This window comes from Paenibacillus sp. FSL H7-0326 (assembly GCF_001955535.1).
GTDB classification, from domain to species: Bacteria; Bacillota; Bacilli; order Paenibacillales; family Paenibacillaceae; genus Paenibacillus; species Paenibacillus shunpengii.
In genome coordinates this window covers 979,733-995,652 of record NZ_MPVN01000001.1, presented here as the reverse complement: position 1 = coordinate 995,652, position 15,920 = coordinate 979,733, and the positions used below count along the sequence as shown (strand labels likewise).

Below are 15,920 nucleotides of genomic sequence, written 5' to 3'. Positions count from 1 at the left end.
ACAGCCGTTTCATTAAGATAAAAGAACAGATTAACTGAAATATCTCAGTCAAACGGAAGGAGCAGAATGATGGAAACCAAGCAAGCTATTTTTAGGTTATCGACGGGACCATTACCCATCAAGAAAACCAAAAGCAATCAATTCAAACCTTACCTACCCATTTTTTTAATAGTGCTACCGGGCTTAATCTATTTAGTGATCAATATTGCCGATGTTCGGGCTCGTGATCATATGGCCACCATCGGCTTGTTTAGCGGGATTGCATACTGGAACGATTGGAACAACGGCCTCATCTATTTGACGGATCCTCAGTTATACAGCATTCAAAACCTGTTAAATCAGATGATGCAGAAGATCGAAGTGATCAAAACTTCGAGCAGCGTGTACGGAGCCAGTTCCAACGCGATGGAGCTTCCAAGCGAAACCGTACGTATGGCGATCGCGTTCGTGGGAATCCTTCTGATCCTTGTCGCGTATCCTTCTAGAAGTATTTCGTGAAGGGGATCGCGATCGACGCGGTCAAAGGATAATTCCGCGCAAAGATGTGGACGATTATTATAAATCCCTATAATGTAATATAATGACGAACAAAGACAGGACCGCCTTCGTGGGCGGTCCTTAAAGCAGGTGGGGGTCAAATCATGAGCTGGTTCAAAAAAGTGACATTATCCAAAAACTCCTTCGTACCATGGACTTGACTTCTTTGAGTAGTTTTAATGCAAAGCTACTGATACTAAGTATAAAGGTCAAGTGTTTGTTTCCCTGTATGTTTCATCTAAACAAATATTGGAATCTGAAACTCCCACATTTCTTCATTTGGGTCGGATGTTATGGACAGATCCACTTGTGATATTTGCAGGGTGAATCCGCTGATCACAAATCCGTTCACATCAATAAAGCGCAGCATCTTATTCAAATACGCGCTACGGTTCCATACATCCCCATGATATCGGCAATAAACAAATCTTCCTTCTGAAATCGTTACCAAACTGTTTTGCGATATCTTAACTCCCTTTTTGGCAATCGAAAAAACGATTGCAGGCGCATCGAACCGCTTACGAATCAAATCTTCCTGTTGAATTAGAGCACCCAGCCTGTTGGTTGCCACAATGGGGGGCCCGCTCAAACGTAAGCATATTTTCCAACTCGATGACAGCATAGCCCCATTCGATTGCATTGCTTACTGTCTGTTGGCTGGTTAGCAGTTTTCTTTCTGGAAAGTAAAGGACCTCAATATCATCCTTGGATTTCATTGAGGTCAACTTCTTAAGAAATGCAACTTTCTCGCCGAGCCCTGATTTGATATCATGCAACTCGCGCAGTTTATCCTTCAGCTCTTGGTGCTTCTTCTCCAAAATCTGGAGTGAATTTCTGGCATTTCGTTTTTCAAAGTAGTTTTTGATTTCTTCAATGCTCATATCAAGTTGACGGAGTTCTTTAATCGTTCCTAAAACTTCAAATTGGTGAATCGAGTAATATCGATAGCCGGTCTTGGCGTCAATATAGTTCGGTTTGAATAGACCGACACGATCATAGTGACGAAGAGTCTCCGTAGTCATTTGCCGCAGATTAGCCATTTCCCCAATTGTGAGTTTTTCTCTCATACCACTACATCCCTTGTAATACTATTTTTCCAAATAGAATTGATATCAACTCAGCCGCAAACACAAGCAGGTTGATCCCGAACTGCTGCGACACATATTCGAGCATTTGGCCAAACGGGTGTTATCGCGTCAAGGCTCCCAAGCTCATCGTAGCAAGATCAAAATCATCGACTCGACAACGGTCACATTGTGTCTAAAGAAATTCAAGTGGGCCGAGTTCTGCAAGACGAAGGCAGGCATCAAAGTACATTTGCGTCTGGCCTTTCTCGGCGAACAAGAGGCCATTCCGGAGAAGGCGACGATAACCGTGGCCAAGAAAAATGACCGTACCCAGATGAACAAACTCGTCCATGAACCGGGCGTGACGTATGTCTTTGATCGCGGCTACATCGACTATTCCGTATTTGATCGCTATTACCTGGATGGTATTTTCTTCGTGACACGTCTGAAAAGCAATACGCACATCGAGCCTCTGCAGGAGCTGGATATCCCGGAAAACAGCCCTGTTGCCGCTGATGTCCTCGTCCGAAACGCTCCGAGCAGAAGAAAATGAAGCTTACCTTGCGGATGATTCAGACGGAAGATTCACAAGGCAATCTGCTCTTTCTGGTGACGAACCGATTCGACCTGACTTGTGAAGAAATCAGTGAGATGTACCGCAGCCGCTAGGCGATCGAGACCTTTTTCAAGTGGATGAAGCAGTATTTGCAGATCAAGCATCTCTACGGTACGAGCACCACGCCGTACACAATCAGATCTGGATCGCCCTTATTGCATGCTGCTCGCTCGTGCTGGTTAAGCTGGAAACGAAGGTCAAACACAGCTTGTTGCAGCTCACGTGCTGGCTGACGAAGCTCTTATGGCAACCGTTTGGTCAGTGGGTGATGCAGCACAAGAAAAAGCCTAGTCGACCGTCAAGAGGACGAAAACGGAAACGAACCGAAGCCTGACAGATAAGGACGACATATTTGAAAAAGTGAACAGAATTATATAAATCAACCAAATGGATACACTACCTTTAAGGGCTGTCCGCTCTTTTTCATTTCACCTGAATAAAAAGTTTTCTGAATATTCTTTTTTTTTGATTTCCGACGTTTTATGCAACGCTAGTGATCTATGTTAAATATTATACCATGTTGTTGACTCTTGTGTAGCAAAAAGGTTTATTATCATATCAATTAAAGAAATTGAGGTGAGGTAACATAACAAATCTTGTAACAGTTAAGCGTTGAACAGACCTTGTCCCATTCGGTTTTGGCGAGATTAGCATGAATGCATTGGGGTTTATGAAAGGAGGTAGTAGGACAGTTGAATAGTGTACACGATTTGGGCGGTGTCGACGGCTTTGGGCCAATCCCTTATGTACGGGAGGAGCCGGTTTTCATTGAGAATTGGGAAGAAAAAGTGTTCGCTATGTACATGGTGCTTTTGGGACAAGATTGCTACAACCTTGACGAATTTCGTTACCACATTGAGCACATGGAACCGGTGTATTATCTGGACTCCAGCTACTACGAGCATTGGCTTCTTGCAATGGAGGTCTTGATGGTTGAGAAAGGTTATATAAACCGGGAAGAGTATCTTGAGAAGATAGCGGCATTGGAACGTTCCGAAACTGCAGGAGCTCTTGAGCGCCTTGACCAGGATCTCACTCGCCGTTCCGTTGATCTCATCTATCGGGGAAATTCAACATACCAACAGGATTATGCTGAAATGAGGCATTGTCCGGGCGATAAAGTCAAGGTGAAGAATATGCATCCCAAAGGACATACGCGAGTTCCTCGCTATGTCCGCGACAAAATCGGAACGGTTGATCGATACTTCGGAACTTTCGTACTGCCGGATTCCAATACAACGCACGGAGTTGCGCCGAAACGAAGCGGAGTCTATTTGGTTGCTTTTGAGGCCCAGGATTTATGGGGAGAGGAGGCTCCTGCGCAGGACACGCTCTATATTGAGTTGTGGGAAGACTATTTCGAAAAAATTTGAATGAATTTGAGGAGGGCGACCAACATGAATGCGAAACATGTACCAGGCCATATTCACCGTAAACCGCCGAGCGAAGTAGAACTCCGCACTAAAGCGCTGGAGGCGCTGTTGATCGAAAAGGGATTGCTCGCTTCAGATGCGCTTGATACTGTTGTCGACACTTATAAGCACAAGATCGGGCCAATGATAGGCGCCAAAGTCGTGTCCAAAGCTTGGGTGGACCCCGAGTATAAAAAACGATTGCTGGAAAACGGTACAGAAGCGATTTCCGAATTGGGAATTAAAGGGCTGCATGGGGAGTGCATCGTGGTGCTGGAAAATACTCCCGAAATTCACCACGTTGTCGTATGCACGTTGTGCTCATGCTATCCTTGGGCTGTTCTTGGCTTGCCGCCAGTTTGGTATAAAAGTACGGCTTACCGCTCTCGGATGGTTAAAGATCCAAGAGAAGTACTACAGGAATTCGGATTGGAACTGGACAATTCCGTGGAAATACGCGTAGTGGACAGCACCGCTGAAATACGGTATTTGATTCTTCCCGAACGTCCTGCCGGAACGGAGAATTGGTCCGAAGAGCAATTGGCGGCATTGATTACGCGCGATTCTATGATTGGAGTATCCAAGCTATTGGCTTAAATACAATACGCATAATTGACGGGAGTGATAAACTTGAATGATTTCGGACAATACGGCGTGAACAAAGAGGTTTCTCAAATCCCGATGGATAGTGAAGATCAGGTGTTTCGGGCTCCTTGGGAGGGTAGGGTATTCGCCATGGCGACGATTATGGCGAAAGAGGAAACAATAAAATGGAAATGGTTTAACGAGCTTCTAATCGCTGAAATCGGTGCAGCGGAGTGCAAATCCGGGGCTGCTGACATTTCGGAAGACTACTATTTGCACTGGCTCAACGCCTTTGAGCGGACGCTCGTAGAACGAAAGCTGCTGAAAGAAGATGAGATTCAGAGCCGAATTCAAACTTTGGCGGCTGATTATATTAACCAACACGGATAAAATGGGGGTTTGAGAAATGAGAAAAATGAGTTGTTTTGTAGCTTTGATGGTTGCAATTATTCTTACGGTGAGCGCGTGTTCCTCCGGAAGTTCCAGTCTGTCTACAAAAGTAAACAATAACGCTGCGAAACCGACCGGCGATACGATCAAGGTCGGCATTCTGAATTCATTAAGCGGTACCATGGCTGCCAGTGAAGTGCCGGTTAAAGATGCCATTCTAATGGCGATCGATGAAATCAACAAAGCCGGTGGAGTTCTCGGCAAACAAATTGAGCCGAAATTGGAAGACGGAGCGTCCGATCCTTCCGTATTCGCCGAGAAGACGCAGAAGCTGCTGGCATCCGATAAGGTAGCTACCATATTCGGCGCCTGGATATCGCCCGCGCGCAAGGCGATGCTGCCCGTACTGCAGGCTCAAAATGGACTGCTTTGGTATCCGGTTCAATATGAAGGTTTGGAAAAATCGCCCAACGTATTTTATATAGGAGCGACAGCTGACCAGCAAATCGTTCCCGCAATCGACTGGCTACTGAAAAATAAAGGCAAGAGAGCCTACCTGCTAGGCTCGGACAACGTGTTTGCGCGAACAGCCAACGGCATTGTGAAAGAACAGCTGAAAGCTGAGGGAGCGGAGCTGCTAGGTGAAGAGTATACGCCTTACGGGCATACGGAATATAGCACAATCATTAGCAAGATCAAGGATCTCAAACCGGATTTTATTTTCAATACGGTGAATGGAGACAGCAATGTCGCTTTGTTTAAGCAATTGAAGGACGCAGGCGTGACTCCGGATGTAACGACGATTCTTTCGGTCAGCGTCGGAGAAGAGGAAATCCGCAGCATAGGGCCCCAGTACATGGCCGGGCATTTGGCTGCCTGGAATTACTTCCAATCTATCGATACGCCTGAGAATAAAAAATTCATCGGAAATTACCAGCAACGTTATGGCAGCAATCGAACGACTTCTGATCCGATCGAAGCAGGATATACCGCTGTATATTTGTGGGCCAAAGCTGTCGAAAAGGCTGGAACGACGGACGTAAACGCCGTGCGCAATGCGGCCAAGGGTATCGAGTTTGACGCTCCGGGCGGCAAGGTCAAAATCGACGGCGACAATCAGCACATTTACAAGACTGCTAGAATTGGCAAAATTAAGAGTGAAGGCCAATTTGAGGAAATCTGGTCGTCTGACGAACCTGTAAAACCGGACCCCTATTTGCAGAGTTATGACTGGGCTACCAAATATCACGCAAAATAAGATATATCAGGAATATTTCGTTTTAAAAAGGAAGGAATATAAAAAATGGATGTTAAAGGAAATGTAGCTCTTTTGATTATTGACGCGCAACAGGGGTTCCTGGAAGCGATAAATGGCAGGTCGCCGCTTGTAAATGGCGGCGAGCAGGTGGTCAAGAATATTCACACTGTGCTGAACGCCGCTCGCTCTACAGGTATTGCGATCATTCATACCCAGGAGATACACCGGAAGCAGATAGTTGACTTCGGCCGGGAACTTGACGGCAACGAACCGATCCATTGTTTGGAGAACACGAATGAAATTGAAATTGTAGATCCGTTGAAACCGATTGATGGCGAATTTTTGATTCAAAAAAGGAGATACAGCAGTTTTTTTGGCACAGATTTGGATATTTTGCTAAGAGGGCTCAAAATCAATTCGTTGATCATTGCCGGATTTCTTACGGACGTATGTGTGCATTATACGGCTGCAGACGCACATCAACATGACTATTTCGTAAAAATTATTTCCGACGCAGCCGGCGGTTCGAGTATGGAGGCCCATTGGGCTTCCATCGCTGCGATCCGGTATTTGCAATCATCGTCTGAAGTCAATTCTGAGGAAGTAGTTCGCTGGCTGCATGCAAACAAGTCTCAAGCGTAAATGGTTTACAATACAAACGGTTCAGAAAAGAGGTTCATCATGGACGTATTCTTGTTGCAACTGTTCAACAGTCTGAGCGTCAGTTCGATTCTGCTCCTGATTGCGCTTGGTCTGTCAATCACTTTCGGATTGATGAAGATCATTAACATGGCGCATGGGGAGTTTATAATGATCGGGTCTTATTCGACCTATATAATGCAGGAAATGTTCAGCTCGCTGATGCCTAAAGCCGCGTTCGGCTGGTATTTTGCAATGGCAATTCCAGTCAGTTTCCTGATTACGTGTTTGTTCGGATATTTGCTGGAGGTAACTCTTATCCGATACTTGTACGGGCGGCCTTTGGACAGTCTGCTTGCCACTTGGGGTGTCGGCATCTTCTTGCAGCAACTGGCTCGTTCGATTTTTGGTGCCCCGAACCTCGCGATAATAAGCCCCGAATGGCTGAACGGCGGCTGGAATCTGATGGAAGGCGTAACGTTTCCATATAAAAGGCTATTTATTATCGTACTGGTTATTGTATGTCTTGCAGGAATGTATGTTTACATTTACCACAGCCATGCGGGTCGGCGCATGCGGGCGGTTATGCAAAATCGCGACATGGCCGCATGTCTGGGCGTGTCGACACGCCGCGTCGATGCGATGACGTTCGCCATCGGCTCCGGCATCGCCGGAATTGCCGGATGCGCCTTAACGCTTGTAGGCCCGGTCGGGCCGACGATTGGGACAAATTACATCGTTGACGCGTTTATGGTCGTCGTTCTCGGCGGCGTCGGGAAACTGGTCGGTACGGTTTCCGGAGCACTGGGCATTGGCGTTTTCAACACACTGTTCGAATGGTGGACAACCGCCTCTCTTGGCAAAGTGCTGGTATTTGTATGTATTGTGGCATTCCTTCAATGGAAGCCGACAGGGCTATTTGCGATGCGTACACGGTCGATTGATTGAATGGCAACCAACTAATGAAAGGTGGATTTATATATGCTGAATCGGAAAGGGGCCTTTAACCGCACTTGGTCGTCGATTGGATATTTGGCAGCTCTCGTGATACTCCTCGTGGCACCGCTCGGATTAAGCGATTTCCGGTTGAATTTGTTAGCTAAATTTTTGGCCTTTTCCATAGCAGCGCTTGGTCTCAGTCTCACTTGGGGATATACTGGCATTCTCAGTCTCGGACACGGTGTATTTTTCAGTCTCGGAGCTTATGCGATGGGCATGTATTTAAAACTGGAGGCCAGCGACGGCAGTCTTCCTGATTTTATGGAATGGAGCGGTCTGACGAGTCTTCCTGTGTTCTGGCAACCGTTTCGCTATTTTGGCATTGCGGTCGCCCTCGGTGTTCTGGTGCCTGCGGTACTAGCTCTTTTCCTCGGTTTTTTTACTTTCCGCAATCGGATTCGCGGCGTTTATTTTACAATCTTGACCCAGGCGCTAGTCATCATTACCACAACGTTGTTTATCGGTCAGCAAGCGTACACTGGGGGCACTAACGGCGTAACGGGCTATACTACGATTTTCGGTCATTTCTTATCTAGTCCCGAAACAAGGAAAGGATTGTATTACGTTACCGCGGGCGTCTTGATAGGATCATATTTGATATGCTTGGTTTTAGTAAAAAGCCGGTTTGGCAAAGTGCTGCGCGCCATCCGCGACGGCGAGAACCGCGCTCGATTCATTGGATATAATACAGCCAAGTACCAAATGTTCGTCTTTTCTCTTTCTGCCGCATTGGCGGGAATGGCAGGTATGTTGTTTGTATTGCATGTCGGGATCATTTCCCCTTCCATGATGGGCATTATCCCTTCTATCGAAATGGTGCTTTGGGTAGCCGTCGGAAGCAGGAGCTCATTGATCGGGGCGGTGTTAGGAGCCATTCTTATGAATTCCGCCAAATCTGCGTTCAGCGAAAGCTATCCCGATATTTGGCTGTATTTCCTCGGTATCCTTTTCGTATCTGTTACGATATTCATGCCTGAAGGCGTAGTGGGGATGTTGAAGCAATGGGGAGGAAAAATCGCCAAAAGGAGGATCGGTGATCATGAGTGAGAGGTTGGCGGATGTTATTCTTTCTTGCGAGAAATTAACTGTGGAATTTGACGGATTTAAGGCGCTACAAGAAATGAACCTGCATTTGGAGCATGGAGAGCTGCGCTTTCTTATCGGACCTAACGGGGCAGGAAAAACGACGATGCTGGACGTCATTTGTGGCAAAGTGAAGCTGTCTGCAGGTAAAGTGCTGTTAAACGGAAAGACCGATATTTCCCGATTGAAAGAACATCGGATCGCCGAACTCGGTATTGGAAGGAAATTCCAGACACCTTCGATTTTTCATAGTTTGACAGTGGAAGAAAATTTGGAAATATCCATGCGACAAAATCGCGGCGTATTCGCTACCATACGCGCTGCCATGACAAAGGAAACGCGTTCGACCATCGACGGCCAATTGGATTTGATCGGATTGTGGGATAAACGACGTTTGCGAGCCGGAAGCTTGTCTCACGGCGAAAAGCAGTGGTTGGAAATCGGCATGATGCTAATACAGGAGCCGCAAATTTTGCTGCTCGACGAACCGGTAGCGGGCATGACGGATAATGAAACGGAGAAAACGGGCCAGTTGCTCAAGAAGATCGCCGGCGAGCGTACGATCATTGTCGTCGAGCACGACATGGAATTCGTGCGCAGTTTTGCCAGCAAGGTGACGGTTATGCATGAAGGGAAGCTGCTGTGCGAAGGAACGATGGAAGACGTACAAAGCAATGAACGGGTTGCTGAAGTATATCTCGGAAAAAGGTGGGATACGGATGTTGTCGGTGCAACAAGTTGAGGCGGGGTACGGAGAAAGCATTATCTTGCGGAATGTTTCGATTCGTGTCCAACCCGGACAAGTAGTCTGTCTGTTGGGAAGAAATGGCGTCGGCAAAACCACCCTTATGAAAAGCATTATAGGTTTGTTAAAGACGGCCAAGGGCTCCATCAGGTTTAATGAAGTTGACCTAACGCGTAAATTGCCGAGCGAGCGGGCTCGCAGCGGAATCGGATATGTGCCGCAAGGACGCGAAGTGTTTCCCCAACTTAGCGTTTACGATAATATCTTGCTGGGCTTGGAAGCGAGCCGGGAAAAAACCAGGCCATCATCCATTCCGCCGGAAGCGGTAATCAATTTCCCTGTTTTGAAAGAAATGTATGAGAGGCGTGGCGGAGATTTGAGTGGCGGACAGCAGCAACAACTTGCATTTGCTCGGGCGTTGGCCTCGAAGCCCCGGTTGTTGCTGCTTGACGAACCGACGGAAGGTATTCAACCGTCGATCGTTGAAGATATCCGAGAAGTTATCCGTACCATTAAAAGAGATGGCCAAATGGCGATTTTATTAGTGGAACAAAGTCTGGATTTCGTCAAAGACATCGGCGACTATTTCTATGTTATGGAAAAAGGGACTATTGTTTCGGAGGGCGATATAAGTGAATTAAACGATCAGGTGATACGAAAACATTTGACAGTATGATCTATTATTTCGCTCCATACTATCATTTTCGGGAGGTAAGCAGGGATGGCAACTGAGATTTTGCTTGTTATGTTTTCTTCGTTGCTTCTTGGTTTTCGTCATGGAGTGGATTGGGATCATATTGCGGCGATAACCGATCTGGTCGGTTTTGAAACAAAAGCGAAACAAGGTATGTTCCTGGCAACGATGTATTCGTTTGGACACGGCTTCGTAATCTTGGTTCTCGGTCTTGCCGCCGTTCAAATAGGCAAGGAAGTTCCAGGTTGGCTGGACTCCGTTATGGAAAAAGCAGTTGCCGCTACTCTTATTTTATTGGGGAGTTGGATGGGTGTTACATTAATTCGACGATGGAACGGATTTGTACTTCAAAGCAAGTGGAGTATCGCGTTCGAAGCGCTTCGCCGATTGAAATATGCAATTTCGGCAAAATTGCTGAAGAAGGATATAAAATACGCAGCATCGGGTGAAAAAATTGTCGGTAAAACAGGCGCTTTCATCGTCGGGGTTATACACGGTTTCGGTGCGGAAACGCCCACTCAAATATTATTGCTCAGCACAGCGTCGGGGATGGGGACGATATTGTTGGGTGGATCAGTGGTGCTTTCTTTTGTTCTTGGACTAATTTTTTCGACCTCCTTAATTGCCTTGCTTGCGGTAATCGGATTTATGAAGGCGAGAGTTCGCTTATCGATTTACCGTTTATTTGGCAGTCTTGCTGCAGTCTACAGTATTGGATTAGGAATCTATATTCTTGTCAAAGTATGAGTTACTTTTCAGGGAACCACCCCAAAAAACTAAAACTTGGAGTCATTGGAGCGGGCAGCGGAAACGGTGTTAAATCATGTCTGTTTAAAGCGTCCTTATCCAGCTTTTATGGATAATGACGCTTTTTTGATTTGGGGGGAAGGATCCGTGAAAGGGCGTCTGATAGTTAATGAAAATCTATGTTTATAAAAGATTCCTCCAACTAATTGTTGTTTTGTTTGGCATTTCGTTTCTTACCTTCCTTCTAACTTATCTGTCCCCGGGAGACCCTGCCCGGCTTATGCTGATGTCGACGGGAGTGGCTCCGTCCGACGAGCTTGTAAGCCAAGTGCGCCATGAACTGGGACTGGATCAGCCCTTTCTGCTTCGTTACGGGAAATGGCTGGGACATGTGCTTGTTGGAGATTTCGGCATCTCTTATAAATACGACCGGCCGGTGCTGGATGCAATCGTGTCCCGGCTTCCGGCGACCCTTAAGCTGACGGGAACTACGATGCTTATGGTTGTCCTTATTTCTCTTCCGCTTGGGATTGGTTCTGCACTTTATAGAAACCGTTTTGCCGATTATCTGATCCGCTTCATTTCGTTTGCAGGCATATCGATGCCGAATTTCTGGCTCGGAATCCTCCTGATGTATATATTCGGTGTGAAGCTACAGCTTCTGCCTGTCATGGGCAGCAAGGGCTTCAAAAGTATTATTTTACCCGCATGCACATTGGCTGTGCCCATGATCTCCAAATATGTCAGGCAAATCAGGGTCATCATTCTGGAAGAGCTTTCGCAGAATTATATCACAGGTGCGAGGGCCAGAGGAGTGAAGGAAAGCGCCATTATGTTCAAACATATTCTGCCCAATTCCATGCTTCCCATCGTGACGCTGCTGGGCCTGTCTGCCGGCTGGCTGCTGGGCGGGGCAGCGATTGTTGAAAGTATATTCGTATGGCCGGGGGTCGGGAAAATGGCCGTGGAAGCGATTTTCACCCGGGACTATCCGCTTATACAAGGCTACGTCATTTGGATGACCTTTATTTATGTGACGATTAATCTTGTAGTCGATATTTGGACGCATATTCAGGATCCCCGCATCCGATTGGGTCTGGACGTATAAAATGAACAAGCTAAAATCCGCCATGAAGCATCACCGGTTATTTTCGGCTTTGCTTGCTCTTGCCCTGCTGTGGATTGCATTCATCCTCATCGCACCGCTGATCGCGCCCCATGATCCGCTGGCAACCGACTTTGCCCATGTACTGCTGCTGCATAGCGCCGAGTACCCGCTTGGCACCGATCAGCTCGGCAGATGTGTGCTGTCGCGAATCCTGTATGGAGCCAGAACATCGCTTTCCATGACTTTCTTGATGATCGGCATCGTGTTCGTGCTGGGAGTTGCGATCGGCATGGTTTCAGGCTTTTTCGGAGGTTTCTCCGATACGGTTCTGATGCGGCTGTGCGACACGCTGATGGCTTTCCCTGGTATTATCTTTGCGATTGCGGTCGTTGGAGCGCTGGGACCCGGCCTGATGAATACGGTAATAGCTCTTGCCGTCATCTGGTGGACGAAATATGCGCGTGTGACTCGAAGCCTAATTGTATCTATTCGCCAAAAAGAATATATTGCCGTTGCTGCTCTCGGAGGAGCCCGGTATATGAAAATCGTATTTCATTATATGCTGCCCAATATGCTGTCCCCGTTGGTTGTCATGGCCATGCTGGACGTCGGCGGCATGCTGATTTCCATATCCGGCTTGTCCTTCCTCGGCCTCGGCTCGCAGCCGCCTGCACCGGAATGGGGTGCGATGCTGAACGAAGGAAGGAAATACCTGCAAACGGCGCCATGGTTATTGATCTATCCGGGGCTCGCGATATTTTGCACCGTTCTGATCTTTAATTTGCTGGGAGACAGCGTAAGAGATGTATTGGACCCTAAAGAAATCAGCTTACATTCAGGAGGACGAAAAAAATGATGAATAAAAAATTAATGTTTCTTGCGGCGCTTTTGCTGCTCTGCTTCATGCTGGCAGCCTGCAGCGTAGCATCGGATACCGGACAGAATGCGAACGGCAAGGCGGCTGCGGATAATAGCGCGGCTGGCAAAACGCCCAAGCATTTGACGGTCGCTTTATTCTGGCTCGGCAGCAATCTCGATCCGGCGGAGGGATGGAACGGCTGGACCCTTGCACGGGCTGCCATCGGGGAGACGCTTGTACAGTTTGATGCAAACATGAAGCTCGTGCCCAAGCTTGCCGATTCGTGGGAAAGGGCGGATAACACGACCTGGCTTTTTCACATCCGGGACGGAGTAACCTTTCATAACGGAAATCCGGTCACTGCCGAAGCTGTCAAAAATTCAATCGAACGTTCGCTGACCCTTAACGAAAGAGGCAAGACTACGCTGCCGGTAGCATCCATGACTGCGGAAGGACAGAATCTTACGATAAAAACGACGAAACCTTACGCATCTCTTCTCGGAAACATCGCAGAACCGCTTTTCGTCATTGTGGATACCACCGCGGATACGGGCAAATTCGTGAGCAAGCCTATTGCTACAGGCCCATTCATGGTGACCTCTTATACCTCTGACAGGGAAATTGAGGTGAGCAGGTATGACGGATACTGGGGAGGCGCCGCAGACGTGGAAGGCATCACGTTCAAGTATATTAAGGATGACAATACGCGGGCGCTGGCTTTACAAACCGGTGAAATAGACGTGGCCAGCAATGTGGGCAGAAGCAGCCTCTCCCTGTTCGACAACAATCCGGATTATGTCATTGACGAAATTGCAAGCCTGCGCACACAGTTCGTATGGATGAACTATAAAAACGGGCTGCTGAGCGATGTTGCGGTACGGAAAGCGTTGTCATACGGAATTGACAGAGAGACGTACGCGAAGACTTTAATCGGCGGGAAAGCTGCCAAGGGACCTTTTACGTCGGCGCTGCCGTTCGGCTACGATCAAATTACCGCGTACGATTATAATTCGGAGAAAGCCAACCAGCTTTTGACCGATGCGGGTTATGTCGATACGAATGGAGACGGGATTCGGGACAAGAACGGGAAAAAGCTTGAGTTTGGGCTCATTCTGAATTCCGCCTATGAGTCCGACTCCACTGTAGCCGCAGCCATGCAGGCGCAGCTGAAGGAGATCGGCGTAAGCATCAAGATCACTTCTTATGAAGACCTGACGGACAAGCAGAAGAGCGGCGATTTCGATTTGTGCCTCTCCAGCATCAACACAGGAATTACGGGAGATCCGCAGTACATTCTCGATTTCTACTTTAAGACGGGAGCGGAGTGGAACGCAGGCCGGTACAGCAATCTGAAGCTCGATGCGGTAATCGAACGCCTGAACGCGGAGTTTGATCTTCAGAAGAGGTATGAGCTCGCGGCGGAAGCCCAGCAAATCATCCTTAACGACGCAGCGTATATGTTCGTGACATATACGCCGATCAATATTGTAAGCAAGAGCTTCGTCAAGGGAGCAACGATGTACCCCATTGATTTCTATCTGCTGGACAATCAAATCAGGATTGAAAAACGATGACCGAGCTGCTGTGCGTGAATGACCTCTCTGTCGCTTATAAAGGGATGCCGGTGCTGAAGCATGCAGTCTTCTCTATGAAGGAAAAGGAGATTGTTTGCATCGTGGGGGAGAGCGGCAGCGGAAAATCGACCCTCATTCGCACCATACTGGGGCTCCTGCCTGCAGGAGGACGTTATATCAGCGGTGATATTGTATTTCAGGGCAATCATCTGCTTCATTACACCCAGGAGGAATGGCGCCGCGTGCGCGGAAAGCGGATGGCGATGATTTTTCAGGACAGCGGCTCGTATCTGAACCCGATTCGGAAAGTGGGCAGCCAATATATCGAGAGTATACGGACTCACTTCAAGCTATCGAAAAAGACGGCTTATAATCGGGCCGTCCAGCTGCTCTCAAACATGAAGCTGGACGATCCGGATCGTGTGATGAATGCCTACCCGTGCCAGCTCAGCGGAGGGATGAGGCAGAGGGTCTCCATAGCGATGGCCATGGCCATGGAGCCCGAACTTCTGCTGGCGGACGAGCCGACCAGCGCACTGGATGTCATTACACAGGCGCAGGTCATGAAGCAGCTGTTGCAACTGAGAGATACCTTTGGAACGGGCATCATCATGGTAACGCATAATATGGCGGTTGCGGCACATATGGCAGACAAGATCGGTGTCATGAAGGACGGGAAGATCGTCGAATGGGGGAATGCCGAAAGTATGATCGACAGTCCGAAGCATAACTATACCATGAAGCTGTTAACCGACGTCCCGGAACTGGAGGGGAAAGACATTGTCCGGTCAGCCCATCCTTGAGCTGAGAAATGTAACCAAGCAGTTCGAACTGAGCGGCGGGGACAGACTGACTGCGCTTGATGCGGTCAGTCTGAAGCTAGGTGCCGGAGAGTGCCTTGGCATTGTCGGGCAAAGCGGCAGCGGAAAAAGCACATTGGCCAAATGTATCACCCATTTGGAGCGGGTGACTTCCGGCCGGATTATCTATCAAGGCGAGGATATAACCGACTTGAAGGGTGAGGCGCTTCGGCAAAACCGCAGGCGGATTCAGATGGTTTTTCAAGATCCGTTTGCCGTTTTCAATCCCCGTATGACGATTGGCGCATTCATCCGTGAACCGTTGATCAACTATAAGGTTATGAAGCGCAGAGAAGCCGTACAAGAGTCCGAGCGTCTGCTGGAGCTCGTCGGACTTCCTCTGACGTTTGCGGCCAAATATGCTCATGAGCTCAGCGGCGGGGAGCTGCAAAGGGCGGCAATCGCCAGGGTGATTGGAATAAAGCCGGATATCGTTATCTATGACGAGGCCACTTCAGCGCTTGATGTGTCCATTCAGCAGCAAATACTGGAGCTGTTTGCCCGTTTGCAGAAGGAGAACGGAATTTCCTCGCTGTTCATTTCACACGATTTGGCCGTAGTCCAGCGTGTCAGCGGCATGATTGCCGTGATGCATCGCGGCAGCATTGTAGAGATAATCAGCAGCAGGCATCTCCTCGCTGAAGCCCAGAATCCTTACACGAAGGCACTGTTGGCCTCCGTGTTATCGGTTAAAGATGCTAAGAAACAACGGCTACCAGCCGTTTTGCAAGCCGAGTGACGGGGATG

The 15,920-nt window shown here is 48.1% G+C and carries 19 protein-coding genes; 17 read left to right on the top strand and 2 right to left on the bottom strand.

Annotated features, from left to right (window positions below; translation table 11 throughout):
• Nucleotides 1-195: 195 nt before the first annotated feature.
• Entirely contained in the window at nt 196-498 is a 303-nt protein-coding gene (locus BK126_RS04820; protein ID WP_143757673.1) for an ABC transporter permease family protein, read from the top strand.
• Between the two features lie 277 nt (nt 499-775).
• On the opposite strand, the gene BK126_RS04815 is transcribed toward BK126_RS04820, so the two are convergent.
• A complete protein-coding gene (locus tag BK126_RS04815) occupies nt 776-1,108 on the bottom strand; it encodes a hypothetical protein (protein WP_143757672.1) in 333 nt (110 codons plus the stop codon).
• Nucleotides 1,056-1,604, bottom strand: a complete 549-nt coding sequence (locus BK126_RS04810) for a MerR family transcriptional regulator (RefSeq protein WP_076311531.1) — start codon at nt 1,602-1,604, stop codon at nt 1,056-1,058. The genes BK126_RS04815 and BK126_RS04810 overlap by 53 nt, the downstream gene beginning before the upstream one ends.
• 118 nt (nt 1,605-1,722) lie before the next feature.
• On the opposite strand from BK126_RS04810, the gene BK126_RS28705 reads away from it, so the two are divergent.
• The 16 genes from BK126_RS28705 (at nt 1,723) to BK126_RS04730 (ending at nt 15,912) form a co-directional block, all read left to right on the top strand.
• Nucleotides 1,723-2,157: a transposase gene (locus tag BK126_RS28705; protein ID WP_179085511.1), complete on the top strand. Its 435-nt coding sequence runs from the start codon at nt 1,723-1,725 to the stop codon at nt 2,155-2,157.
• A 755-nt stretch (nt 2,158-2,912) separates the two neighbouring features.
• Nucleotides 2,913-3,593 (top strand): nitrile hydratase subunit beta, encoded by a 681-nt coding sequence (gene nthB, locus BK126_RS04800; RefSeq protein WP_076311530.1) that lies wholly within the window; start codon nt 2,913-2,915, stop codon nt 3,591-3,593.
• Nucleotides 3,594-4,229: a nitrile hydratase subunit alpha gene (gene nthA, locus BK126_RS04795; RefSeq protein ID WP_256702698.1), complete on the top strand. Its 636-nt coding sequence runs from the start codon at nt 3,594-3,596 to the stop codon at nt 4,227-4,229.
• A 33-nt stretch (nt 4,230-4,262) separates the two neighbouring features.
• Nucleotides 4,263-4,607, top strand: a complete 345-nt coding sequence (locus BK126_RS04790) for a nitrile hydratase accessory protein (protein WP_076311528.1) — start codon at nt 4,263-4,265, stop codon at nt 4,605-4,607.
• A 16-nt stretch (nt 4,608-4,623) separates the two neighbouring features.
• The gene (gene urtA, locus BK126_RS04785) at nt 4,624-5,865 is read left to right on the top strand and encodes an urea ABC transporter substrate-binding protein (RefSeq protein ID WP_076311527.1); all 1,242 of its coding nucleotides are present in this window, start codon (nt 4,624-4,626) and stop codon (nt 5,863-5,865) included.
• A gap of 45 nt (nt 5,866-5,910) precedes the next feature.
• On the top strand, nt 5,911-6,507 hold the full coding sequence (locus BK126_RS04780) for a cysteine hydrolase family protein (protein WP_076311526.1): 597 nt from the start codon (nt 5,911-5,913) through the stop codon (nt 6,505-6,507).
• 39 nt (nt 6,508-6,546) lie between these two features.
• Nucleotides 6,547-7,452, top strand: coding sequence for an urea ABC transporter permease subunit UrtB (urtB, locus tag BK126_RS04775; protein WP_076311525.1), 906 nt, complete (start codon nt 6,547-6,549; stop codon nt 7,450-7,452).
• A gap of 33 nt (nt 7,453-7,485) precedes the next feature.
• Nucleotides 7,486-8,550, top strand: coding sequence for an urea ABC transporter permease subunit UrtC (gene urtC / locus BK126_RS04770; RefSeq protein ID WP_076311524.1), 1,065 nt, complete (start codon nt 7,486-7,488; stop codon nt 8,548-8,550).
• Nucleotides 8,543-9,328 carry an urea ABC transporter ATP-binding protein UrtD gene (gene urtD / locus BK126_RS04765; protein ID WP_076311523.1) on the top strand — a complete coding sequence of 262 codons (786 nt, stop codon included), beginning with the start codon at nt 8,543-8,545 and terminating at the stop codon, nt 9,326-9,328. The genes urtC and urtD overlap by 8 nt, the downstream gene beginning before the upstream one ends.
• Nucleotides 9,306-10,007 (top strand): urea ABC transporter ATP-binding subunit UrtE, encoded by a 702-nt coding sequence (gene urtE, locus BK126_RS04760; RefSeq protein WP_076311522.1) that lies wholly within the window; start codon nt 9,306-9,308, stop codon nt 10,005-10,007. Before urtD ends, urtE begins: the two co-directional genes overlap by 23 nt.
• 45 nt (nt 10,008-10,052) lie before the next feature.
• Nucleotides 10,053-10,772, top strand: coding sequence for a HoxN/HupN/NixA family nickel/cobalt transporter (locus tag BK126_RS04755; RefSeq protein WP_076311521.1), 720 nt, complete (start codon nt 10,053-10,055; stop codon nt 10,770-10,772).
• Nucleotides 10,773-10,941: 169 nt separating this feature from the next.
• Complete coding sequence (gene nikB, locus BK126_RS04750; RefSeq protein WP_076311520.1) at nt 10,942-11,880, top strand: nickel ABC transporter permease; 939 nt, start codon at nt 10,942-10,944, stop codon at nt 11,878-11,880.
• 1 nt (nt 11,881) lies between these two features.
• A complete protein-coding gene (gene nikC, locus BK126_RS04745) occupies nt 11,882-12,736 on the top strand; it encodes a nickel transporter permease (protein ID WP_076311519.1) in 855 nt (284 codons plus the stop codon).
• Nucleotides 12,733-14,313, top strand: coding sequence for an ABC transporter substrate-binding protein (locus BK126_RS04740; protein ID WP_083655717.1), 1,581 nt, complete (start codon nt 12,733-12,735; stop codon nt 14,311-14,313). The genes nikC and BK126_RS04740 overlap by 4 nt, the downstream gene beginning before the upstream one ends.
• A complete protein-coding gene (locus BK126_RS04735; RefSeq protein WP_083655716.1) occupies nt 14,310-15,116 on the top strand; it encodes an ABC transporter ATP-binding protein in 807 nt (268 codons plus the stop codon). The genes BK126_RS04740 and BK126_RS04735 overlap by 4 nt, the downstream gene beginning before the upstream one ends.
• The gene (locus BK126_RS04730) at nt 15,094-15,912 is read left to right on the top strand and encodes an ATP-binding cassette domain-containing protein (protein ID WP_076311518.1); all 819 of its coding nucleotides are present in this window, start codon (nt 15,094-15,096) and stop codon (nt 15,910-15,912) included. The genes BK126_RS04735 and BK126_RS04730 overlap by 23 nt, the downstream gene beginning before the upstream one ends.
• Nucleotides 15,913-15,920: the final 8 nt, after the last annotated feature.